Source organism: Meinhardsimonia xiamenensis (genome assembly GCF_900102905.1).
GTDB classification, from domain to species: domain Bacteria; phylum Pseudomonadota; class Alphaproteobacteria; order Rhodobacterales; family Rhodobacteraceae; genus Meinhardsimonia; species Meinhardsimonia xiamenensis.
In genome coordinates this window covers 195,000-216,863 of sequence record NZ_FNFV01000003.1, presented here as the reverse complement: position 1 = coordinate 216,863, position 21,864 = coordinate 195,000, and the positions used below count along the sequence as shown (strand labels likewise).

Below are 21,864 nucleotides of genomic sequence, written 5' to 3'. Positions count from 1 at the left end.
ACTCGCGGCACTGATAGCCGATGACCGCGCCGCCCGAAAGCCCCGCAGCACCCCCCGGCCACTACGGGAGAGGTGCGCTCGTGGCGGTGCTGACGACCCAGCCGCTCGCCACCACGCTCGACTATCTGGCGCCGGAAGGCGGCTGCCACCTCGGCGCCTTCGTCGAGGTGCCGCTCGGGCCGCGGCAGGTGCTGGGCGTGGTCTGGGGGCCGGGCAAGGGCGGCTTCGACCTCGCGAAGGTCCGCCCCGTCACGCGCGTGCTGGACGTGCCGCCCATGCGCGCGGAGATGCAGGCCTTCCTGGCCCGCGCGGCCGACTACACGCTCACGCCGCTGCCGGCGATGCTGCGCCTTGCCACCCGCGCGCCCGGTCTTGCCGGCGGGGCGATGATGCGCAAGGTCTACCGCCGCGCCGGGCCCGAACCTGCACGCATGACCGAGGGGCGCGCGCGCGTGCTCGATGCGCTCGACGCCTTTGGCGGCGCGGCAGTGACGCTTTCGGAGCTTGCCGAGGCGGCTGGCGTCAGCCCCTCGGTCATCAAGGGGCTCGTCAAGGCCGGCACCATCGCCGGGGAGGACAGCCCGCGCGACACCCCCTACCCCCGGCTTGACCCGGACCGCCCCGGCGTGGCGCTGACCGAGGATCAGGAGCGCGCAGCCGAGGCGCTGCGGCAGGCCGCGCGGGCGGGCGGCTTTTCGGCGACACTTCTGAAGGGGGTGACGGGCTCGGGCAAGACCGAGGTCTATCTCGAGGCGGTGGCGGAGACCTTGCGGGCGGGGCGCCAGGCGCTGGTGCTCCTGCCCGAGATCGCGCTGACGGCCGAGTTCATTGCCCGGGTGGAGGCGCGCTTCGGCGCGCGGCCCGCCGAGTGGCACTCGGGCGTGACCATGACCGAGCGGCGGCGGCTGTGGCGCATGGTCGCCGAGGGCGGGGCGGAGCTTGTCGTGGGCGCGCGCTCGGCGCTGTTCCTGCCCTTTCGCGATCTGGGGCTCATCGTCGTCGACGAGGAGCACGACAGCTCCTACAAGCAGGAGGACGGGGTCATCTACAACGCCCGCGACATGGCGGTGCTGCGCGCCTCGCTTGCGGGTGCGGCGGTGGTGCTGGCCTCCGCGACACCCTCACTCGAGACGTGGGTGAATGCGCAGACGGGGAAATACGCGCGCCTTGACCTGACCACCCGCTATGGTGCGGCGGTGATGCCGGCGATCAGCGCCATCGACATGCGCAGCGAGGATATGCCGGCGGCCCACTGGATCTCGCCCAGCCTTGCGCAGGCGGTCGGCCGGCGGCTCGAGGCGGGGGAGCAGTCACTTCTGTTTCTCAACCGCCGCGGCTATGCGCCGGTGACGCTCTGCCGCGCCTGCGGGGCACAGATCGGCTGCGACCATTGCGATGCGCGCATGGTCGAGCACCGCTTTCTCAAGCGGCTCATGTGCCATCAGTGCGGGGCGACAAAGCCCGTGCCCTCGGCCTGTCCCTCCTGCGGCGCCGAAGGGCGGCTCGCCCCCGTGGGCCCCGGCGTGGAGCGGCTGGCCGAGGAGGCGGCCGCGCTCTGGCACGGTGCGCGCATCGCCATTCTCTCTTCCGACCGTTTCGCCTCGGCGCGGGCGTTGAAGGCGCAGATCGAGGCAATCGCGCAAGGCGCGGCCGACATCATCATCGGCACGCAGCTCGTGGCCAAGGGCCACAACTTCCCGCTTCTGACGCTCGTCGGCGTGATCGATGCCGATCTCGGCCTGCAGGGCTCGGACCTGCGCGCGGCCGAGCGCACCTTCCAGCTCATGCGGCAGGTGGCCGGGCGCGCGGGGCGCGCCGAGCGGCCGGGCGAGGCGCTGTTGCAGACCTTCCAGCCGGAGCACCCGGTGATCCGTGCGATCCTCTCGGGCGAGGAGGAACGCTTCTGGCAGGCAGAGGCGGAGGAGCGGCGCGCGGCCGGCGCCCCGCCTTTCGGCCGGCTTGCGGGGATCATCCTGTCGTCCACCGATCTTGCGCAGGTGAGCGATTTCGGCCGCGAGCTGGCCATGATGGACGCCCCGCTGCGCGCCATCGGCGCGCGCCTCTTCGGGCCCGCTCCCGCGCCGATCGCGCGCATCCGCGGGCGCCACCGGGTGCGGCTTCTGATCAAGGCTGAAAAGACCGCGCCTCTTCAAGCGGCCATCGCCCGCTGGCTTGGCCAGTTCCGCCCCCCATCGGGGGTGCGCGTGACCGTCGATATCGACCCGCAGAGTTTCTACTAGACGGGTTCTGCTACGCTGGCCGTGCCCGGCCGCGCAGAAGCTCAAGATGCCCTTGGTCGAGCAGCCAGTCGGTCGCCACGGCACCGACCCACATCGCCGTCAGCGCCACCCAGGCGGTGGCGGCAAACACCGATGTTCCCGTGACCCCGTTGCCGATGGCGCAGCCTCCCGCGAGCATGGCGCCAAAGCCCATCATCGCCGCGCCCGTCAGAGCCCGGCGCATCGGCTGGGCACCCTCGAAGCCCTGAAGCTTGAGTTCCCTCCCCATGGCGGCGGCAAGGAAGGCGCCAAGCGCCACACCAGGCACAAGCCCGATGTCGAACTCAAGCACCGAGGAGCGGTCGAGAAAGAACATCAGCGTATTGGCCGAAGGGCCGGAGAAGGTCAGGCTCTCCACCTGCACCGGCTCGAAGCTGACCTGCGCCAGACCAAAAGTGACGACCCATCCGACGGCAACGGCAAACCCCACACCGGAGCCGAAGAGGAGCACATGCCAGCCCACGCGGTTGCGCCAGGCAAGCCACAGCGCGATCACCGCAAAGATCACGCCAAGCGCTAGGCCCGTCCCCTCCGGCCAATAGGCGGTGAGTTGAACATTGCGCCCGCCCGGCGTCACCCAGAGCGCGGCCAGCCAGTCGCGCAAAGGCGCCAGCCAACCCGTCAGGCTCATCTGCGCGAAGACGGCAAAGACAAGCCCCGAGACCACCGAGCGCAGATTACCCGTGGCGGCGAGCACCAGAAGCCGCCCCGAGCAGCCCCGCGCCATCACCATGCCCGCACCGAATATCAGACCCCCGATGACGGCACCCGACCAGCTCCCCGGCACGGCAAGGATGCGGGCATCCTCGGCACGCATGAAGCCCAGAAGCTCCGCCCCCTGCACCCAGAACAGTGCGGTGGCGAAGCACAGGAGCCACACGGCCATGCGCGGGCCAAGCTTGCCGCGGGCAAATTCCACCGTCGCCGCACGCAGGCAGAAGCGCGAGCGCTGTGCCGCCACCCCGAAGATGACCCCAGTCATCAGGCCCATAAGCGCCGCCGCGGGCTGTTCTCCGATTCGCTCGACAAGTGACAGGATGTCCATCGCCGCCTCCGTTTGCCTTCGCATAGCCAAGAGGCGAGGCCGGCCCCTTGATCCATGTCATGCGAATTGCCGAATTCGTTTGCCCTTCATTGACCGTGTCAATTTGCTCTCGCCTTCGCCCGCGCCTCGGCGTATCTCGAAGCCATGCGGCGGAAGATGACCCTCGAAGAGGCCAAAGCGCTGCCCTTGTGGCGGCAGCCGGTGGCGTTGTTGCTGCTCATGGCCTTCGCCATGCCGGTCTCCTTTGCCACATGGTCGGCGCTGCTCAACAACTTCGTCATCGAGGCCGCGGGCTTCACAGGGGTAGAGATCGGCTGGCTGCACACGGTGCGCGAGATCCCCGGCTTCTTTGCCGTGGGCGTCATCGCGATCATCATCTTCGTGCGCGAGCAGACGCTGGCGCTGATCTCGCTGGCACTCCTCGGCATCGCAACGGCGGTGACGGCGTGGTTTCCCTCGCTGACGGGGCTTCTCGTCGTCACCTTCCTCTCCTCGCTCGGCTTTCACTACTACGAGACGGTGAACCAGTCGCTGCAGCTGCAGTGGCTCGACAAGAGGCGCGCCCCGCAGATCCTCGGCTGGGTGGTGGCGGCGGGCTCGGCCGCCTCGCTCATCGCCTATGCCACGCTGGTGCTCGGCTGGAAGACGCTCGGCCTTGACTACAACACCGTCTATCTCGCCGCGGGCGGCTTCACCGCGGCGGTGGCGCTGTTCGGTTTCCTCGCCTACCCGCAGTTCGAGGCACCGCACCCGCAGCTCAAGCGCATGGTGCTCAGGCGGCGCTACTGGCTTTACTACCTGTTGCAGTTCATGTCCGGCGCGCGGCGGCAGATCTTCGTCGTCTTTGCCGCCTTCATGATGGTCGAGCGCTTCGGCTTCGAGGTGCATGAGGTGACGGCGCTGTTTCTGATCAACTATGTCGCCAACATGATCTTCGGGCCGCTGATGGGCGCGCTCGTGGGCCGGTTCGGCGAGCGGCGCGCGCTCGTCTTTGAATATGTCGGGCTGATGGGTGTCTTCCTCGCCTATGGCGGCATCTACTATTTCGGCTGGGGCGCGGTGGTGGCGGCGGCGCTTTACGTGATCGATCACCTGTTCTTCTCGCTCGCCTTTGCCATGAAGACCTACTTCCAGAAGATCGCCGACCCCGGCGACATCGCCCCGACCGCCGCCGTGGCCTTCACCATCAACCACATCGCGGCCGTGTTCCTGCCGGCCGCACTCGGCTATCTCTGGGTGGCCTCGCCGGCCTCGGTGTTTGGCCTTGCCGCGGCGATGGCAGGCGTCTCTCTGCTTCTGGCATTGATGATCCCCCGCCACCCGGAGCCGGGCAACGAGACGATCTTCGCGCTGTGGCGGCGCCGGGCCTCGGCGGCGCGCGCCGCACAGTAGGCCCTTTAGCGCCAAGCGCTTGATTTCGCCACGCGCTCGCACGACATTCCGGCATATCCGAAAACAAGAGGAACAAACCGATGGTCGGCCTCAGCGCGAAGCCTCTCAAGCTCGTTTCCCCGCAGGAGGCGCTGCCCGGCCGGCCCGAGCCCATTCCGACCGCCGAGACGCACGCCGTGTTCGGCCGGCCGCTTAAGGCCGCCCCGCCCGAGGGCATGGAGCGCACGATGTTCGGCATGGGCTGCTTCTGGGGGGCTGAGCGGCTTTTCTGGCAGACCCCTGGCGTGTGGCTCACGCGGGTGGGCTATGCCGGCGGGCACACGCCGAACCCCACCTATGAAGAGGTCTGCACCGGGCTGACGGGCCATGCCGAGGTCGTCGATGTGATCTTCGACCCCGCCGCCCTGCCCTACACCGAGCTTCTGCGGCTGTTCTGGGAAAACCACGACCCCACCCAGGGCATGCGCCAGGGCAATGACATCGGCACCCAGTACCGCTCGGCCATCTATGCCTTCGGCTCCGAACAGGCCGAGGCGGCCGCGGCGAGCGCAGAGGCCTATGGCGAGAAGCTGCGCGCGGCAGGCTTCGGCCCGGTGACAACCGAAATCCGCGCAGCGCCCGAATTCTTCTACGCCGAGGCCTACCACCAGCAGTATCTGCACAAGAACCCGGGCGGCTACTGCGGGCTTGCCGGCACCGGCGTCTCCTGTCCCGTCGGTACCGGGGTGCGCTGAGCGCGCGGCGGGTCTTGTCGCGTGCCGGGCGCCTGCCTATAAGCGCGCCCATGACGTGGAGCTTCGCGATCATTGGCCGAATTACCGGCCCGGCGCTCTGACCGAAGAGCCGCCGGGACAAGGCGTATGACCTGCCGCGCCGCCCCTTCGCAGACACCGCCACCTTCAGCCTGAGGACGAGCCTCATGTGCGCCGACACGCCCAAGACCGACGACACCGAAGCGCCCGATTACCGCGAGACGCTGTTTCTGCCGCAAACCGACTTTCCCATGCGCGCGGGCCTGCCAAGCCGCGAGCCGGGATGGCTCGCGCATTGGGAAAAGATCGGCGTCTACCACCGGCTGCGCGAACGGGCCAGGGCAGAGGGGCGCAAGCCCTGGATCCTGCATGACGGCCCGCCCTATGCCAACGGGCATCTGCACATCGGCCACGCGCTCAACAAGATCCTCAAGGACATGGTGGTGCGCAGCCACCAGATGATGGGCTATGACGCGCGCTACGTGCCGGGCTGGGACTGCCACGGTCTGCCCATCGAATGGAAGATCGAGGAGCAGTACCGCGCCAAGGGCCGCAACAAGGACGAAGTGCCGGTCATCGACTTCCGCCAGGAGTGCCGGCGCTTCGCCGAGCACTGGATCGAGGTGCAGCGCGAGGAGTTCAAGCGCCTCGGCGTCACCGGCAACTGGGAAGACCCCTACCTGACCATGGACTTCCACGCCGAGCGGGTGATCGCCGAGGAGTTCATGAAGTTTCTCATGAACGGGCTCATTTACCAGGGCTCGAAGCCGGTGATGTGGTCGCCGGTGGAGCGCACCGCGCTCGCCGAGGCGGAGGTGGAGTATCACGACCGCGAAAGCCCCGCGATCTGGGTGCGCTTTGCCCTGCGCGAGACGGCGAAGGACGGCAGCGAGATCGCGCCCGACCTCAAGGGCGCCAAGGTGGTGATCTGGACGACGACGCCATGGACCATCCCGCAGAACCGCGCCATCGCCTACAACCCCGACATCTCCTACGGCCTCTATGAGATCACCGGCCGGCCCGAGGAGTGCTGGGCGCGCATCGGCGAGCGGCTTCTCATCGCCGACAGGCTGGCCGGGGAGGTGATGGCCCACGCGCGGCTCGACGCCTCCATGTATCGCCGCCTGCGCGACGTGACGGCGGAGGAGCTCGAGAAGCTCGTTGCCAGCCACCCCTTCGCCGGCGCCGAGGGCGCGCATGGCGAGTGGGACTACGAGGTGCCGCTCCTGCCGGGCGAACACGTCACCGACGACGCGGGCACGGGCTTTGTGCATACCGCGCCGAGCCACGGTGACGAGGACTATCAGCTCGGGCTCAAGTACGGGCTCAAGATGACCTGGAACGTGCTCGAGGACGGCTCCTTCCGCCCCGACCTGCCCTTCTTCGGCGGCGAGGTGATCGTCACCGAAAAGGGCAAGGAGGGCGGCGCCAACAAGGCCGTCATCGACAAGCTGCTGGACGTCGGCGCGCTTCTCGCACGCGGGCGCATCAAGCACTCCTACCCGCATTCCTGGCGGTCGAAGGCACCTGTCATCTACCGCAACACGCCGCAGTGGTTCGCCGCCATTGACCGCGAGGTGGGCGACGGCAAGGACGAGTTCGGCCGCACCATCCGCGAGCGCGCGCTGACCTCGATCGACAAGCTGGTGAAGTGGATCCCCATTTCGGGGCGCAACCGCATCCACGCCATGGTCGAGGCGCGGCCCGACTGGGTGCTCTCGCGCCAGCGCGCCTGGGGCGTGCCGCTGACCTGCTTCGTGAAGCGCGGTGCAAAACCGGATGATCCCGACTTCCTGCTGAAGGACCCGGCCGTGAACGCGCGCATCGCCGAGGCCTTCGAGGCCGAGGGGGCGGACGCGTGGTATGCCGAGGGCGCCAAGGAGCGCTTCCTTGGCCCCGACCACGACCCCGAGGAGTGGGAGCAGGTCTTCGATGTGCTCGACGTCTGGTTCGATTCGGGCTCGACCCACGCCTTCGTGCTGCGCGACCGGGAGGACGGCTCGCCCGACGGCATTGCCGATCTCTACCTCGAGGGCACCGACCAGCATCGCGGCTGGTTCCAGTCCTCGCTCCTGCAGGCCTGCGGCACCATCGGTCGCGCGCCCTACCGCTCGGTGCTGACGCATGGCTTCACGCTCGACGAGAAGGGCAACAAGATGTCCAAGTCGCTGGGCAACACCATTGCCCCGCAGGAGGTCGTCAAGCAGTACGGCGCCGACATCCTGCGGCTGTGGGTGGCCCAGACGGACTACACCGCCGACCAGCGCATCGGCCCGGAGATTCTCAAGGGTGTGGCCGACAGCTACCGCCGGCTCAGAAACACCATGCGCTTCATGCTCGGCAACCTCGCCGGCTGGGACGAGGCCGAGCGCGTGGCGCCCGAGGAGATGCCGGAGCTCGAGCGCTGGGTGCTCCACCGGCTGGCCGAACTCGACCATCGCGTGCGCAAGGGCTACATGGCGCATGACTTCCAGGGGGTGTTCCAGGCGCTCTTCACCTTCGCCACCTCCGATCTTTCGGCCTTCTACTTCGACATCCGCAAGGACGCGCTCTACTGCGACGCGGCCGACAGCTTGCGCCGGCGCGCCGCGCGCACCGTGCTCGACATCCTCTTCGAGCGGCTGACCACCTGGCTTGCCCCGATCCTCGCCTTCACCATGGAGGAGGTCTGGCTTGCCCGCCGCCCCGGTGAGGAGAGCTCGGTGCATCTGCAGGACTTCCCCGTTACCCCGGCCGACTGGCTTGACGAGCCGCTTGCGGCGAAGTGGGAGGGCATTCGCCGGGTGCGGCGGGTGGTCACGGCGGCGCTTGAGGTGAAGCGCCGCGAGAAGGAGATCGGCGCCTCGCTGGAAGCGGCACCGGTGGTGCATGTGGAGGATGCCGCCCTTCTCGACGCACTGCGCTCGGTCGATTTTGACGACATCTGCATCACCTCGGGCATCCAGCTTACCGCCGACCCTTCGCCCGCAGAGGCCTTCCGCCTGCCCGAGGTGCCGGGCGTGGGCGTGGTGGTGGAGCGGGCGGAGGGCGAGAAATGCGCCCGCTGCTGGAAGTTCCTGCCCGATGTCGGCACGCATGCCCACCCGGGCGTGTGTGGCCGTTGCGACGCGGCGCTCGCGGCGCGGGAGAGCACCGGCGGCGAGGCGGCCTGAGAGGGGCGGTGCCGGCGCCTGTTCCCGGCACGCTGCCCTTTCCCGACTGCCGGGCGGTCAGGCTCTCCGGCCCGGTGCCGCCTGGTCGGCGCGGGCGTTGTCCCCGGCATGCGTCGCACGCTCCTCGCCCGCGGCTTCGCGCGTCTGCGCCGCGTCCGGCCCGCCGAAGGCGAAGCGCGCCCGCCCCGCGTGCTTGCTGGCGTAAAGCGCCGCGTCCGCGTCCCTGAGCATGGCCTCGGGGTCGGGGTGCCCATATCCGGCCGTGGTGACAATCCCGATGCTGGCCGAAATGCGGCAGGTCGTCCGTTCAACCGCGATCGGCTTTTCAAGCCCCTCGATGATGCGCCCGGCGATGCGGGCGAGCCGCTCCCTGTCGGTCAGGCCGGGAAAGATCAGCACGAATTCGTCGCCGCCTGCGCGCACCACCGCATCCTGAGCGCGGGTGGCCGAGATGAGCGTGCGCGCCACGCTCTGCAGCACATGGTCCCCGGCGGCATGGCCGAAGCCGTCATTGACCTGCTTGAAGAAATCGAGATCGACCAGCATCAGGGCAAAATCGGCCTCCGCACCGGCGAGGCGGGTCAGGATATGCTCCATTGCCCGGCGGTTCTTCAGCCCGGTCAGCGTGTCGGTGAAGGCCTGCTCCTCGGCCGCGATCATCGCCCCCTGCAGGCGGCGGTTGAGGTTGCGCGATTCGGTGAGCACCGCGCGGTTGGCTTCTGCGAGATAGAGAAGCTCCACCGTCGCATCGGTGGGCGCGAAGTCGGAAGCGGTCAGGCGATAGTGCCCCACGGCGTCCACTGCGCTGATGCCGAAGCCGAGATTGACGAGGAGATCACCCCGCGCGCCGGGCCCGACCGGCACCGCAAGGCCCTTGAAGGTGGTGCCCGGCCTTTCCTTCAGGCGCAGACCGAGGGTGACACCGGCAAGCCTCCGCAGGTCACCCGTGCATCTAGCTTCACGGGGGCGGCGGATCTCGAACAGGTCGAAGATGCGTGTACGCGCGGGGTCGGGCGGGCCGAGGATGCGCCGGATCGTCGGCGCCATGTGGCGGATGCTCCCGCAAGGGGCCACCACAAGGTGCATGGGCATGAGCTGATCGAGCCGGGCCCGATCGATTTGCAGACAGTCGCTCGGCGGCATCATCGATCCTCACCGAGCCCGCGCGCAAAGCTCGAAGCGGCGTCCCTCGGCGAAGGCCGCATCGAGAAGTTCGATGCGCAGCCGCTCGCAACCGCCGGCTGCGCCGAGATGGTCGAGCATGACCAGCGCGCCGTAGTCGTCGGCCATGGCCCGCAGCATGCCCTGCAGGACAGGGCCGAAGCCGGGGCGTTCGAAACGGATGTCGAGCGTGTAGGCCATGCCGGCCGCCGGGTGCAGTTCAAGTTCGGGCAACTCCAGATCGGGCACGGCGAGGCGGGCGCGGTCGCGCAGCTCCTCCAGCGAGTGCAGGAAATCGACAAAGCTTTCCCCGCCGAAACGCAGAAGCCGGCGCACCGCCTGCATGCGCGGCTCGGAAACGAGATAGGTGCCGAGATCCTCGAGGATCTGCTCGCGCGACCGGTCCAGATGCGCAGCCGCCCCCGCAAGCAACCGCTCGGTGACCTCCGGCGGATACGTCAGCATGGGCTCGAAGCTTTCCACCCCGATACCGGCGCGTGCCACGATGGCGCGCCACGCCTCAAGGCCGTAGGTTTCGGCCAGAAAGGCCTCGATCGAGCGGTTTATGAGACCGTGCATTGCCTGTGCTCACGCTGCCGCCTTCGACTGTTGCCCAACGTCCGCAGTAATTTCCCCCTTGGGCCGGACACGGACTGAGCCCAGATTAGCGCGCCATCCGTTAACAAAGCCTCAATCAACGCGGCGTCCAGGCGCGCTCACCGTGCGGGCGGCAGCGCGACTGTTCAGCATGCGCAGGGATAGAACCACGCCCGGCCCGGCGAGAGCGGCGCGAGGGGGGCGCCGCCTGCGAGGGGGGCGGGCCGGGCGTGGTCAGGGGGCACGCTTGCGAGGGGTGTCGGTTGCGCGTGCCCCGGGGTGCTCGATCGGCCGACCGGGAGCGTCAGGCCACGTTCTCGAGCACCACTTCCGGAGTGACGCCAAGCGCGTGGCACACATCGCGCGTCAGCGCCGGCTTGTTGAGGGTGTAGAAGTGGAGCGCCTCCACCCCGCCCTCGATCAGATCGGTGCACAGCTCTGTGCAGACGGCCGTGGCAAGGAGGTGCTGTCGCCCGTCGCGGGTGGCAGTGGCAAACATCTCGTCGAGCCATGCCGGCACGCGCGCTCCGCAGCGGGCGGCAAAGCGCTTGACGCCCTCCCAGTTGTCGATCGGCAGGATGCCGGGGATGATCGGCGCATCGATGCCCGCCGCCGCCGCGGCGTCACGGAACCGGAAGAAGCTTTCGGCCTCGAAGAAGAACTGGGTGATTGCCGAGGACGCCCCGGCATCGAGCTTGCGCTTCAGCCACTCGACATTCTGTTTCATGTCGGCCGACTCGGGGTGCCCCTCGGGATAGGCGCCGACACGGATGGTGAACTTGCCGGTCCGCGCCAGTGCCTCCACGAGCTCGATCGAGCTGGCAAAGCCCTCGGGATGCGGCGTGAAGCGCCCCTGCCCCCTTGGCGGGTCACCGCGCAGCGCGACGATCTCGGTCACGCCGGCGCGCGCATAGCGCTCGGCGATTTCCAGCGTCTCGGCGCGGCTCGCGTTCACGCAGGTCAGATGCGCGGCCACGTTGAGCCCGTAGTGGCGATGAATCGTCTCCACCGCTTCATGGGTCAGATCGCGTGTGGTGCCCCCGGCCCCATAGGTGACCGAAACGAAATCCGGCCGCAGCGGGGCGAGCGTGCGTACCGTTTCCCACAGCCGGAAAGAAGCGTCCAGCGACTGCGGGGGGAAGAATTCGAATGAAATGCGCGGAGTTTTCATCTGCGACTCCCTTTGCGTTGGCGCTCTTGTCTCACGGGCCGCGACGTGAGACAAATTCATAATCCTCAAGAATGTCATGAGCAGAATCGAACATGCACATCGAGCTTCGCCATCTGCGCACGATCAAGGCGATCCACGAGGCCGGGGGGCTTGCGCGCGCGGCCGAGCAGCTGAACATCACCCAGTCAGCACTCTCGCATCAGGTGAAGGGGCTGGAGGATCAGGTGGGGGTGGAGCTGTTCGTGCGGCGCTCCAAGCCCTTGCGGCTTTCGGCGGCGGGCCAGCGGCTGTTGAAGCTCGCTGACAAGATCCTGCCCGAGATCGAGCAGCTCGAGGCGGATTTTCGTGCACTGAAATCGGGGCGGTCGGGGCGGCTCCACATCGCCATCGAGTGCCACGCCTGTTTCGAATGGCTGTTCCCGGTGCTCGAGGAGTTCCGCAAGGCCTGGCCCGAGGTGGATGTGGACATCCGCCCCGGGCTGGCCTTCGACGCCCTGCCCGCGCTCCTGCGCGAGGAGGTCGATCTCGTCGTCTCCTCCGACCCCGAGGATCTGCCCGGCGTCGATTTCAATCCGCTCTTCGACTACGAGCCGGTCTTCGTCGCCTCCTCCCAGCACCCGCTGGCGAAAAAGCCCTTCGTGGAGGCGGAGGATTTCCGCGACGAGGTGCTCATCACCTATCCGGTGGAGCGCTCCCGGCTTGACGTGTTCAGCCAGCTTCTGACCCCGGCCAAGGTGGAGCCGCGCGCGGTGCGGCAGGTGGAGCTGACGGCGGTGATCCTGCTCCTGGTGGCCTCGAACCGCGGCGTGGCGGTGCTGCCCGACTGGGTGGTGCGCGAGGTGCGCTATCACTCCGACTATGTCACGCGGCCGATCACCGAGAAGGGGCTCACGCGCCGGCTCTATGCCGCGACCCGCAGCGAGGACACCACCAAGCCCTTCATGGCGCATCTCCTGCGGCTGGGGCGCACAATTCCGGTGCGCCTCCAGCGCGAGGGGCACAAGCCGGTCAGTCGAGAACCGGCGCCTTCGCCGTAACTTCGATGGCCTCGAACCAGGCGGCGAGATCGGCGATGTCCTGATCGCTCAGCCCCGAAGCGATGATCGACATCTGGTGATGCGCCCGCCTGCCATCGCGGAAGGCGCGCAGCTGCTCGGCTATGTAGGCGGCGTTCTCGCCTGCGAGATTGGGCGCGTCCGGGGCCACGGCGATGCCGAGCGGCCCGTGGCAGGGCGTGCACATGCGCGCCTTGTCGCGCCCGGCGCGGATGTCCTGCGCCGCGGCGGGCAAAGCAAGGGCGAGCGCAAGCGCGCCCGCCCCCAGCCGCAAGGTCTCACTCGCCATAGCTGATCCGGTAGATCACGCCGGCGAAGTCGTCGGAGACGAGAAGCGAGCCGTCGGGCAGCTCCTCGATGTCCACCGGCCGACCCACCGCGGCGCCATCCTCGCCAAGCCAGCCGTCGGCGAAGACCTCCTTGCCCACCGCGTTGCCGTTCTCGTCAAAGCGGATGCGCATGATGCGGTAACCCACCGGCTCGGTCCGGTTCCACGAGCCGTGCTGGGCGACGAAGGCATCGTTCCTGTATTCGGCGGGGAACATGTCGCCCGTGTAGAAGTCGATGCCGAGATTGGCCGAATGCGCCTGGAACTCGATCTCGGGCGGGGTGACCTCGAAGGGTGGTTCCTTGTCCTCGTAGCCGGTGAGCTTCACCGACTTGCCGCCGTAATACGGAAATCCGAAGTGCTGGCCGATCTTCGTCACGCGGTTGAGCTCGTCGGGCGGGATGTCGTCACCCATGCCATCGGCGCCGTTGTCGGTGAACCACAGCTCGCCCGTCACCGGATGCCAGTCGAAGCCCACCGAGTTGCGCACGCCATCGGCCACCACCTCGACGTTGGAGCCGTCCGGGTCCATGCGGATGATCTTGCCGGTGTTCTCCTTCAGCTCACAGATGTTGCAGGGCGCACCGAGCGAGACGTAAAGCTTCCGGTCCGGCCCGAAGTCGATGTAGCGCCAGCCGTGCAGGAAGCCCTCGTCGATGCCGTCAAGGATGGTCACCAGCGGCTCGATCGGCAGGGCGGTGTCGAATTCCGCCGGCACCGGCCAATAGGCGATGCGGTCCTGCATGCCAACGTAGAGGATCGCATCCTGCATCGCCACGCCATTGGGCACGTTGAGCCCATCCACGCGTTTCTTCACCTCGTCGGCGACGCCATCGCGGTCATAATCCACCATCGAATAGATGTAGCCGTGACGCGAGCCGACATAGACCACGCCCAGGGGCTTGCCCACCTCGATGGAGCGCGCCTTGGGCATCTCCGCGAAGATCGAGATCTTGAAGCCCTCGGGCAGGCGGATCCGCTCGAGGATCTTGGAATAATCCGCGGCAGCGGCGGGCAGCGCCAGCGCGCCCAGCATCACCGCCGAAACCGTGGCTGAAAGCCTGTTCATTGGTCGCATCTCCTCCCCCGGTTGCGGCACATCCGGCTTGCAACCGCGTCGCGATGCTAGCGCAAGTGATGGGCGCCGCCAACCAGATTGCGGACCACGGGTGCCGGGCCAGGTGCTGCCTCTGCTGGCTGGCTCTCCCGGCTGGCCGTGCGGCTGCCCTTGGCAATCGCGCCCGCCTGGCCTATGAGGCCGGCCGGACCCTTCCCGGAGAACACCGATGCACGGCAGCGCCAACCTCAACGTGATGATCAAGGCCGCGCGCAAGGCGGGGCGCAGTCTGGTGAAGGACTTCCGCGAGGTGGAAAACCTTCAGGTCTCGATGAAGGGGGCGGGCGACTTTGTCTCCCGCGCCGACATTGCCGCCGAGCGCATCATCAAGGAGGAGCTGACCTCCGCCCGCCCCAACTACGGGTGGCTCGGCGAGGAAGGCGGCGGCGAAGATGGCAAGGACCCCACCCGCCGCTGGATCGTCGACCCGCTGGACGGCACCACGAACTTTCTTCATGGCCTGCCGCACTGGGCGGTGTCGATCGCGCTCGAACACAAGGGCGAGATCGTCTCGGCGGTCATCTTCGACCCGGCCAAGGACGAGCTTTTCTGGGCCGAGAAGGGCGCAGGCGCGTGGATGAACGAACGCCGCCTGCGCGTGTCGGGACGGCGGCGCATGATCGAGGCGCTTTTTGCCACCGGCCTGCCCTTCGGGGGGCGCTCGGACCTGCCCGAGACGCTGCAGGATCTCGCCCGCCTCCTGCCCGCCTGCTCCGGCGTGCGGCGCTGGGGGGCGGCGGCGCTTGATCTCGCATGGGTGGCCGCCGGCCGCTACGACGGCTTCTGGGAGCGTCGCCTCAACGCCTGGGACCTGGCCGCGGGCATCCTGATCGTGCGCGAGGCCGGCGGGCTCGTCGAGCCGATCGACCCCGGCGGGAACATCCTCGAGGATGGCGAGGTGATCTGCGCCAACCCGCAGATCTTCGACCAGTTCGCGCGGATCATCCGCAACCAGTGAACCGACTGACCCGCCGCCGCGCCCGGCCGCGCGATGCGGATGCGCTCGTCAGCGCCGGCGCCGCCGCACGATGGGAACGTCAGAATACCGGTAACGGCCCAGCACCGTTTCGGCATGCATCGGGTGACCATGGCTGATGCGCCAGAAGCGGGGCCCGCCACGCGCGAGCCATGCCGGCAGTGCGAACAGGACACCGAAGACGAAGCCCCCCGCATGCGCCCAGTAAGCGACGCCGCCCATGTTCGGGTCGGCAACCGCGCCATTGAGGAGCTGCAGGAGGAACCAGATGCCGAGCATGAACCACGCCGGCACGGCGACGATCTGGATGAAGATGAAGAAGATCAGCAGCACATCCACCCGCGCACGCGGGAAGAACAGCAGATACCCCCCCATGACGCCGGCGATCGCGCCCGACGCACCGACGGTGGGAATGGTCGAGCCCTGGGCAAACATGACATGCGTGAGCCCCGCCCCGACCCCGCAGGCGAGATAGAAGAGCAGAAAGCCCAGATGCCCCATCTGATCCTCGAGGTTGTCGCCGAAGATCCACAGGAAGAGCATGTTGCCGGCAATGTGCAGAAGGCCGCCGTGGAGGAACATCGAGGTCAGGAGCGTGTAGCCCCCGTCGCCCATCTCGATCCGGGCCGGTATCAGCGCCCAGTCGAGGAAGAAGCGCTGCTGCACCGCGGGCGGGCCGTAAAGCACCGGCACGGTGGCGATGAACACCCCCACATTGATGGCGATGAGCACAAGCGTCACATAGGGCGTGCGCCGCGAGGGATTGTGATCGCGGATCGGGAACATGCCTTCTCGTCGCCCAGCTTCCTCCCGCCGTCAAGCCCGAACCCTCGGCAAGGCCGGGGAACGCGCAGTCTCCGGCGAAGACATGGCGCCTCGCACACATGCGCCCGAGACTCACGTTGCATCGCGCGGCGTGCGCGAGGCCTGACGCGCGGGGCACAGACCGCCCCGACACCGGCGCCGGGGCGTCCCTCCCCCTGCCCTTCGCGAGGCGTCCCCGATCGGTGACCGGCTCTGGCACCTGCGGGGATTTCCTGCCAGAACAGGCCCGGAATCAGCGCGCCCGCGTGGTGGAATGGTAGACACAGGGGACTTAAAATCCCCGGGCTTCGGCCATGCCGGTTCGAGTCCGGCCGCGGGCACCATCGCCTTGACCCCGCGGCGCCCGCGCGCCACCTCTTTCGGGCACGCTTGCCAGGAAGGGTCCATGGACGATCGATTTTCCCGCCGTCTTGCCGTTGTCACCCTCGCCGCGCTGGTGCTCATCCTCGCCTGGCGCATCGGGCCCGACATCTACCGCGACCATTTCGCGCCGCCTGCCGAGCCGCGCCTCGTCACGCCGCGGGGCGACCTCGCCGAGGACGAGAAGGCGACCATCGCCGTCTTTCGCGCAGCGCGCGACAGCGTGGTTTTCATCACGACATCCGAGCGCGTCCGCGACTTCTGGACGCGCAATGTCTTCGAGATCCCGCGCGGCTCCGGGTCGGGCTTCGTCTGGGACCGGCGCGGCCACATCGTCACCAATGACCATGTGATCGAGGGCGCCTCCGCGGCGGTGGTGCAGCTTGCCGACGGGCGCAGCTATTCGGCGCGTCTTGTCGGGCGCGATCCCTCGCATGACCTCGCAGTTCTGCGCATCGACGCCGAGGCCCTGCCCCCGCCCCTGCCGGTGGGCGAAAGCGCCACGCTCGAGGTGGGGCAGACCGTGCTTGCGATCGGCAACCCCTTCGGGCTCGACTGGACGCTGACCAAGGGTATCGTCTCGGCGCTCGGGCGCGAGCTGCCCGCCTCGAATGGCCGGCCCATCACCGGGCTTGTCCAGACCGATGCGGCGATCAATCCGGGCAACTCGGGCGGCCCGCTTCTGGACAGCGCCGGCCGATTGATCGGCGTTAACACGGCCATCTACAGCCCCTCCGGCGCCTCCGCCGGCATCGGTTTCGCAGTGCCGGTCGACACCGTGAACCGGGTGGTCCCCGAACTCATAAATACCGGCCGGTACACGCCTCCCACGCTGGGCATTCGCTATGACCCGGAAGTCAACGCGCTGGCCGCACGGCAAGGTGTCAGAGGCGTGCTGGTTCTCGACGTCATCCCCGGCTCGCCCGCGGACGCGGCGGGCATGGTGCCCGCCCGCCTCACGCGTGACGGCCGACTCGTGCCCGGTGACGTGATCGTGGGGCTCGGCGGCATGCCCGTGGACGAAGTCGATGACCTGATCGCCGCCCTTGACCGCCACCGCCCCGGCGAGCGCGTGCGCGTGACTCTCGAGCGCGCCGGCGAGAGGCGGGAGGTGGAGGTGACACTCGCCGACGGCGTCTAGACTGCGCTCAACTGCGCCTGCCCGAGAAGCGCGCCTGCCACTCCTCGCGCTCCTCGTCGGCAATCTTGCGGAAGAGGTTGTCGGGCACGGCAAAGGCGTGGCCTGGCGGCAGCGCGCCCAGGGCCGTTCCCACCGCTTCCGGCCAGCCGGCCTCCTCGTCGCGCAGCGCGCGCAGGAGCGTCTGAGACGCGTCGGGGATGAAGGGCGCAGAGATCACCGCGTAGAGCCGGGCAAGGTTTAGCGCCAGCCGGATGATCGCCGCCGCGCGCGCGGGGTCTTCCTTGTAGGCGGCCCAGGGCGCGGCCTCCTGCAGGTATTCGTTGCCCGCAGCCCAAATCGCCCTGAGCTCGGTTGCCGCCTTGCGCACCTCCATCGCCTCCATGTGGCGCTCGTAGGCGGCAAGCCGCGTCTCGAGCTCGGCGATCAGCGCGGTCTCCCGCTCGCCCCAGTCGCCACCCTCGGGCACCGCCTCGCCAAAGCGCGAGCGGCAGAACTTGGTCACGCGGGAGACGAAGTTGCCGAGCACGTCGGCGAGATCCTTGTTCACCGAAAGCTGGAAGTTCTCCCAGGTGAACTCACTGTCGGAGGTCTCGGGCGCGTGGCTGAGAAGCCACCAGCGCCAGTAGTCCGCGGGCAGGATCTCGAGCGCCTGATCCTGGAACACCCCCCGCCCCTGCGAGGTGGAGAACTGTCCGCCCTCGTAGTTGAGGTAGTTGAAGGACTTGATGTAGTCGACCAGATGCCACGGCTCGCGCGAGCCGATGAGCGTGGCCGGAAAGCTCAGCGTGTGGAAAGGCACGTTGTCCTTGCCCATGAACTGGATGTAGCGCACATCCTCTGCCCCCTCGTCATTGCGCCACCAGCTTCGCCAGGCCGTATCGTCGAGCCCTTGGGCATCGGCCCATTCATGGGTGGCGGCGATGTATTCGATGGGAGCGTCGAACCAGACGTAGAAGACCTTGCCCTCCATCCCCTCCCACGGCGCGCCGGGGAACTGGGCGGGCACGCCCCAGCTGAGGTCGCGGGTGATGGCGCGGTCCTTCAGCCCCTCCTTCAGCCACTTCTTGGCGATGGAAACGGTGAGCTGAGGCCAGTCGGTGCGCGAGTCGATCCAGGCCTCGATCTCGCCAGCCAGTTTCGACTGCAGAAGGTAGAGATGCTTGGTCTCGCGCAGCTCGAGCTCGGTCGAGCCCGAGATGGCCGAGCGCGGCTCGATGAGCTCGGTGGGGTCAAGCTGCTTGGTGCAGTTCTCGCACTGGTCGCCGCGCGCCTTGTCATAGCCGCAGTTGGGACAGATGCCCTCGACATAACGGTCGGGCAGGAAGCGGTTGTCGGCGATGGAGAAGAACTGCCGCTCGGTGCGGGTCTCGATATAGCCGTTCTCGCCCAGCCGCTTTGCCAGATGCTGGGTCAGCGCGTGGTTCTGGGGGCTCGACGAGCGGCCGAAATGGGTGAAGGAGAGGCGAAAACCCTCGGCGAGCCGCGCCTGAACCTCATGCATCTCGGCGCAATACTCGGCCACCGGCTTGCCGGCCTTGGCGGCGGCGAGCTCGGCGGGCGTGCCATGCTCGTCGGTGGCGCAGATGAACATCACTTCATGGCCGCGGGCGCGCATGTAGCGCGCATAGAGGTCTGCGGGCAGCTGGCTGCCGACGAGATTGCCGAGGTGCTTGATCCCGTTGATGTAGGGAAGCGCCGAGGTGATGAGAATGCGTGCCATCTGGTTTTCCGTCCCGCTTGGCCGAACGCAGGCCCCATAGCGCATGGCGCACCGCTGCGCCAGAGCGGCGGCGCTCAGTCGCGGCGACGGGCCGCCTTCAGGAGCCGGCCGATGTTGAAGGAGGTGCGCGGCGCCCAGACATAGCGCGTTTTCGGCCGCGCCGGGCGGGCGGTCATGCGGATCGCGCCGAAGACCGCCAGCGCCAGATGCGCCAGCGCGATGAAGACGAACAGCGCCGGCGGGCCGAAGCTGCCGACAAGGCTTGCGGTGATCACCGGCGAGGCAATCGCACCCAGCGCATAGGCGAAGAGGAGCGAGGCCGAAAGCTCGACCCGTTCCTCGTCGTCGGCAAAGTCATGGGCGTGGGCGGCGGCAACCGAATAGATCGGGAAGGTGGCGAGGCCGAAGAACCCTGCCGCCAGCATCACCGTCAGTGTGCCGTTCCCGCTCGTGGCGACGGTGAGCAGGCAGGCCGCCACGGCGACGACGGAGAGCCAGATCAGCACCCAGCGGCGGTCGATCTTGTCCGCCAGCCAGCCGGTGGGCAACTGGGCGAGCGCCCCGCCAAGCACATAGGCGGCGAGGAACCAGGCGATCTCGCCGGGCTTGAGGCCGACGCCTTGCGCGTAGATCGGGCCGACCATGCGGAAGGCCGCTCCGGTGAGTCCGGCCACGATCACCCCGACACCGGCAAGCGGCGAGCGGATGAAGGCCAGCCCCGGTCGAAGCCGGGGAGCCTCGGTGGTGGCGGGCTGCACCGCGGTGGACAGCGCCAGCGGCAGCAGCGAGGCCGCGCACAGGATCGCAAGGATGTTGTACGACACGTAGCTCGCCGGCTCGAGGACGGCGATGAGCAGCTGGGCGCCGAGGGAGCCGCCCATGTCCACCAGCCGGTAGGCGCCCATGGCCCGGCCGCGAACCGCATTTGTCACCCGCGCCTGGAGCCAGCTTTCGATGACCGTGTAGCATCCGGCGATGGCAAGCCCCGTGGCCACGCGCATCACGGCCCAAGCGATGGGATCGACAACGATCATGTGGGCCAGAAGCCCGATTGCGCCGGTTGCGGTGAAGGCCGAGAAGGCGCGCGAGTGCCCCACCGCTCCCATCACCCGCGGCGCCCACCAGCAACCGGCCAGAAAGCCGGCGAAATGGGCCGATCCGAGCAGCCCCAGCTCGGCCGGCGAAAAGCCCAGCGCGATGCCTGACAGGGCGTCGAGCGGGGCCACCCCGCCGGAGGAGAGTTGCAGCAGCAGAACCGAGAGAAGGAGTGCGGCGAGCGAGATAATGAGGCGCAATCCACCCTCCGTTGCGGCGCTTGCATGGCTCGCCGCCCGGCCTGTCACGGCCCGAAGAGCCAGGCTTGTCCCTTTGCGACGTGCCCATGGCGCATTCGTGCCGGGCGCGATGTCCCCTCAATGCCTGCGGCGGGGGCGCGAGGGGTGTGTGGCCCTTCAGCAGTGCCCGGCCGCTTCGCTTCTGCGAATGTCAGGCGCGGCCGCTCCCCGCGCCATCCGTGTCAGGGCGAAGCCCCCGCCCCGCCCCACCATGCGCCAGCGTGCAGGCGGCGCGGCCCGGGCAAGGCGGCGCTCGATCGTCCAGCCCTCATCCCCGTCGCCCGGACCATGGGCAGGCGCGGCGTGCCAGCGGCTCTCCACCCCGCGCGCCCCGCCTGCGCCGGGCGTGAGGATCAGCCCCACAGGCGCCGCCTGCCCCTCGCCCGCCCCGGTCTCGGCGGCCAGATGCAGCCGCCTGACCGGGGTCAGGCCGGGCGGGGCGGGCAGCTCGGCCACCGCGAGCGCCACCGCGCCCGCGCGCAGGGCCTCCTCCATGCACCACAGCAGATCCTCCCCCCGCGCGGGCTCCACCAGCATGAGCCGGCCGGGGTCGAAGAAGCGCAGCAACGCTTCGGGGTTCAGCCGCTCCGGCGCCCAAGCCGGCACGATCCAGAGCACCGGGCCGGCCGTGCGTCCGGCCACCACCGCCGCCAGCGTCCGCCGCGCCGGGCCGCAGAACTCGTGCACCCTGCCTTTCGCAAGCGCAAGCTCCCCCGTCACCTCCAGCAGGGGGCGCGAACGCGAAAGGCCATGGGAGAGAGTCGGCACGGTCATGTTTCCCGACTACAATGTTCTCTGATTGTTCTCAAGCATCCCGCCATCTGCTCCCCGCAACGCGATTGTTCTTGGCGGCCCCGGCGCGGGGCGGCTAACATATTCAAGAATTCCAAGGTGGCGGGATGAACCAAGGGACTGGCACCGCCGCCGCAACCAAGGGGAGGAGACCCATGAAGACGGTCAGGACACTCACACTGGCGGTCATGCTTGCCACGGCGCCTGCGGCCGGCGTGCTCGCGGAGGGCAAGACGCATTACGTGGCCATCCATGTGGATCAGAACGATCCTCAGGTGATGAACATGGCGCTCAACAACGCCCGCAACGTCGACAGCTATTACAAGTCGATCGGCGACGAAGTGGTCATCGAACTTGTCGCCTACGGGCCGGGCCTCAACATGTTCATCCCCGGCAAGAGCCCGGTGGAGGATCGCATCTCGGCAATGGCATTGGAAATGGACAACATCTCCTTCGCCGCCTGCGAAAACACCAAGCGCGCGATGAGTGCCAAGGCAGGCCATGAGATCGAACTGATGGACGAGGCCGCCGTGGTGCCCTCGGGCGTGGTGCGGCTGATCGAGCTGCAGGAACAGGGCTACGCCTACGTGCGCCCCTGAGCGGGCGCATCCGGCTTTCGCGAACCGGATACCTGCGAACCGAGACTGGCCGCGCTCCGCGCGGCCGG

The 21,864-nt window shown here is 68.3% G+C and carries 18 protein-coding genes and 1 tRNA gene; 9 read left to right on the top strand and 10 right to left on the bottom strand.

Translation table 11 applies throughout. The features are described 5' to 3' along the window. Positions 1-20: 20 nt before the first annotated feature. The gene (locus BLQ14_RS07850) at positions 21-2,240 is read left to right on the top strand and encodes a primosomal protein N' (protein ID WP_092499895.1); all 2,220 of its coding nucleotides are present in this window, start codon (positions 21-23) and stop codon (positions 2,238-2,240) included. Between the two features lie 10 nt (positions 2,241-2,250). Here the strand turns inward: BLQ14_RS07850 and BLQ14_RS07845 are convergent, their stop codons facing one another. Next, positions 2,251-3,324 carry a YeeE/YedE family protein gene (locus BLQ14_RS07845; protein WP_092499893.1) on the bottom strand — a complete coding sequence of 358 codons (1,074 nt, stop codon included), beginning with the start codon at positions 3,322-3,324 and terminating at the stop codon, positions 2,251-2,253. Positions 3,325-3,468: 144 nt separating this feature from the next. On the opposite strand from BLQ14_RS07845, the gene BLQ14_RS07840 reads away from it, so the two are divergent. The 3 genes from BLQ14_RS07840 (at position 3,469) to ileS (ending at position 8,620) form a co-directional block, all read left to right on the top strand. After that, positions 3,469-4,716 (top strand): MFS transporter, encoded by a 1,248-nt coding sequence (locus tag BLQ14_RS07840; RefSeq protein WP_092499891.1) that lies wholly within the window; start codon positions 3,469-3,471, stop codon positions 4,714-4,716. An 80-nt stretch (positions 4,717-4,796) separates the two neighbouring features. Next, positions 4,797-5,450: a peptide-methionine (S)-S-oxide reductase MsrA gene (gene msrA / locus BLQ14_RS07835; protein ID WP_092499889.1), complete on the top strand. Its 654-nt coding sequence runs from the start codon at positions 4,797-4,799 to the stop codon at positions 5,448-5,450. Between the two features lie 185 nt (positions 5,451-5,635). Further along, complete coding sequence (gene ileS / locus BLQ14_RS07830) at positions 5,636-8,620, top strand: isoleucine--tRNA ligase (RefSeq protein ID WP_092499887.1); 2,985 nt, start codon at positions 5,636-5,638, stop codon at positions 8,618-8,620. A gap of 57 nt (positions 8,621-8,677) precedes the next feature. Here ileS and BLQ14_RS07825 read toward each other — a convergent pair whose 3' ends face one another. The 3 genes from BLQ14_RS07825 to metF form a co-directional block, all read right to left on the bottom strand. Next, positions 8,678-9,667 carry a GGDEF domain-containing protein gene (locus BLQ14_RS07825; RefSeq protein ID WP_245657010.1) on the bottom strand — a complete coding sequence of 330 codons (990 nt, stop codon included), beginning with the start codon at positions 9,665-9,667 and terminating at the stop codon, positions 8,678-8,680. Between the two features lie 105 nt (positions 9,668-9,772). Next, on the bottom strand, positions 9,773-10,360 hold the full coding sequence (locus tag BLQ14_RS07820; RefSeq protein WP_092499885.1) for a heme NO-binding domain-containing protein: 588 nt from the start codon (positions 10,358-10,360) through the stop codon (positions 9,773-9,775). A 322-nt stretch (positions 10,361-10,682) separates the two neighbouring features. Beyond that, complete coding sequence (gene metF, locus BLQ14_RS07815; RefSeq protein ID WP_092499883.1) at positions 10,683-11,549, bottom strand: methylenetetrahydrofolate reductase [NAD(P)H]; 867 nt, start codon at positions 11,547-11,549, stop codon at positions 10,683-10,685. Between the two features lie 92 nt (positions 11,550-11,641). Between metF and BLQ14_RS07810 the strand changes: the two genes are divergently transcribed. Continuing rightward, positions 11,642-12,586, top strand: a complete 945-nt coding sequence (locus BLQ14_RS07810; protein WP_092499881.1) for a LysR family transcriptional regulator — start codon at positions 11,642-11,644, stop codon at positions 12,584-12,586. Here the strand turns inward: BLQ14_RS07810 and BLQ14_RS07805 are convergent. Next, complete coding sequence (locus BLQ14_RS07805; protein WP_092499879.1) at positions 12,558-12,893, bottom strand: c-type cytochrome; 336 nt, start codon at positions 12,891-12,893, stop codon at positions 12,558-12,560. The two genes, BLQ14_RS07810 and BLQ14_RS07805, sit on opposite strands and share 29 nt — an antisense overlap. Next, a complete protein-coding gene (locus tag BLQ14_RS07800) occupies positions 12,883-14,001 on the bottom strand; it encodes a PQQ-dependent sugar dehydrogenase (RefSeq protein WP_170068363.1) in 1,119 nt (372 codons plus the stop codon). The genes BLQ14_RS07805 and BLQ14_RS07800 overlap by 11 nt, the downstream gene beginning before the upstream one ends. Positions 14,002-14,218: 217 nt before the next feature. On the opposite strand from BLQ14_RS07800, the gene BLQ14_RS07795 reads away from it, so the two are divergent. Then, on the top strand, positions 14,219-15,007 hold the full coding sequence (locus tag BLQ14_RS07795; protein ID WP_092499875.1) for an inositol monophosphatase family protein: 789 nt from the start codon (positions 14,219-14,221) through the stop codon (positions 15,005-15,007). 48 nt (positions 15,008-15,055) lie between these two features. Here BLQ14_RS07795 and BLQ14_RS07790 read toward each other — a convergent pair whose 3' ends face one another. Further along, positions 15,056-15,811 carry a rhomboid family intramembrane serine protease gene (locus BLQ14_RS07790; RefSeq protein WP_092499873.1) on the bottom strand — a complete coding sequence of 252 codons (756 nt, stop codon included), beginning with the start codon at positions 15,809-15,811 and terminating at the stop codon, positions 15,056-15,058. A 278-nt stretch (positions 15,812-16,089) separates the two neighbouring features. Between BLQ14_RS07790 and BLQ14_RS07785 the strand changes: the two genes are divergently transcribed. Next, positions 16,090-16,173, top strand: a tRNA-Leu gene (locus BLQ14_RS07785). A gap of 62 nt (positions 16,174-16,235) precedes the next feature. Continuing rightward, the gene (locus BLQ14_RS07780; protein ID WP_092499871.1) at positions 16,236-17,351 is read left to right on the top strand and encodes a S1C family serine protease; all 1,116 of its coding nucleotides are present in this window, start codon (positions 16,236-16,238) and stop codon (positions 17,349-17,351) included. Between the two features lie 7 nt (positions 17,352-17,358). On the opposite strand, the gene metG is transcribed toward BLQ14_RS07780, so the two are convergent. The 3 genes from metG to BLQ14_RS07765 form a co-directional block, all read right to left on the bottom strand. Next, positions 17,359-19,071 (bottom strand): methionine--tRNA ligase, encoded by a 1,713-nt coding sequence (metG, locus tag BLQ14_RS07775; protein ID WP_092499869.1) that lies wholly within the window; start codon positions 19,069-19,071, stop codon positions 17,359-17,361. Positions 19,072-19,145: 74 nt separating this feature from the next. Continuing rightward, on the bottom strand, positions 19,146-20,366 hold the full coding sequence (locus tag BLQ14_RS07770) for an MFS transporter (RefSeq protein ID WP_092499867.1): 1,221 nt from the start codon (positions 20,364-20,366) through the stop codon (positions 19,146-19,148). A gap of 156 nt (positions 20,367-20,522) precedes the next feature. Then, on the bottom strand, positions 20,523-21,179 hold the full coding sequence (locus BLQ14_RS07765; RefSeq protein ID WP_092499865.1) for an ImuA family protein: 657 nt from the start codon (positions 21,177-21,179) through the stop codon (positions 20,523-20,525). 173 nt (positions 21,180-21,352) lie between these two features. On the opposite strand from BLQ14_RS07765, the gene BLQ14_RS07760 reads away from it, so the two are divergent. Beyond that, positions 21,353-21,796 (top strand): DsrE family protein, encoded by a 444-nt coding sequence (locus tag BLQ14_RS07760; protein WP_092499863.1) that lies wholly within the window; start codon positions 21,353-21,355, stop codon positions 21,794-21,796. Positions 21,797-21,864: the final 68 nt, after the last annotated feature.

Excerpts from the sequence above, each read along its gene's own strand:
- BLQ14_RS07850 (WP_092499895.1), top strand. The coding sequence starts at position 21 with ATGACCGCGCCGCCCGAAAGCCCCGCAGCACCCCCCGGCCACTACGGG.
- BLQ14_RS07845 (WP_092499893.1), bottom strand. The coding sequence starts at position 3,324 with ATGGACATCCTGTCACTTGTCGAGCGAATCGGAGAACAGCCCGCGGCG.
- BLQ14_RS07840 (WP_092499891.1), top strand. The coding sequence starts at position 3,469 with ATGCGGCGGAAGATGACCCTCGAAGAGGCCAAAGCGCTGCCCTTGTGG.
- msrA (WP_092499889.1), top strand. The coding sequence starts at position 4,797 with ATGGTCGGCCTCAGCGCGAAGCCTCTCAAGCTCGTTTCCCCGCAGGAG.
- ileS (WP_092499887.1), top strand. The coding sequence starts at position 5,636 with ATGTGCGCCGACACGCCCAAGACCGACGACACCGAAGCGCCCGATTAC.
- BLQ14_RS07825 (WP_245657010.1), bottom strand. The coding sequence starts at position 9,667 with ATGGCGCCGACGATCCGGCGCATCCTCGGCCCGCCCGACCCCGCGCGT.
- BLQ14_RS07820 (WP_092499885.1), bottom strand. The coding sequence starts at position 10,360 with ATGCACGGTCTCATAAACCGCTCGATCGAGGCCTTTCTGGCCGAAACC.
- metF (WP_092499883.1), bottom strand. The coding sequence starts at position 11,549 with ATGAAAACTCCGCGCATTTCATTCGAATTCTTCCCCCCGCAGTCGCTG.
- BLQ14_RS07810 (WP_092499881.1), top strand. The coding sequence starts at position 11,642 with ATGCACATCGAGCTTCGCCATCTGCGCACGATCAAGGCGATCCACGAG.
- BLQ14_RS07805 (WP_092499879.1), bottom strand. The coding sequence starts at position 12,893 with ATGGCGAGTGAGACCTTGCGGCTGGGGGCGGGCGCGCTTGCGCTCGCC.
- BLQ14_RS07800 (WP_170068363.1), bottom strand. The coding sequence starts at position 14,001 with ATGAACAGGCTTTCAGCCACGGTTTCGGCGGTGATGCTGGGCGCGCTG.
- BLQ14_RS07795 (WP_092499875.1), top strand. The coding sequence starts at position 14,219 with ATGCACGGCAGCGCCAACCTCAACGTGATGATCAAGGCCGCGCGCAAG.
- BLQ14_RS07790 (WP_092499873.1), bottom strand. The coding sequence starts at position 15,811 with ATGTTCCCGATCCGCGATCACAATCCCTCGCGGCGCACGCCCTATGTG.
- BLQ14_RS07780 (WP_092499871.1), top strand. The coding sequence starts at position 16,236 with ATGGACGATCGATTTTCCCGCCGTCTTGCCGTTGTCACCCTCGCCGCG.
- metG (WP_092499869.1), bottom strand. The coding sequence starts at position 19,071 with ATGGCACGCATTCTCATCACCTCGGCGCTTCCCTACATCAACGGGATC.
- BLQ14_RS07765 (WP_092499865.1), bottom strand. The coding sequence starts at position 21,179 with ATGACCGTGCCGACTCTCTCCCATGGCCTTTCGCGTTCGCGCCCCCTG.
- BLQ14_RS07760 (WP_092499863.1), top strand. The coding sequence starts at position 21,353 with ATGAAGACGGTCAGGACACTCACACTGGCGGTCATGCTTGCCACGGCG.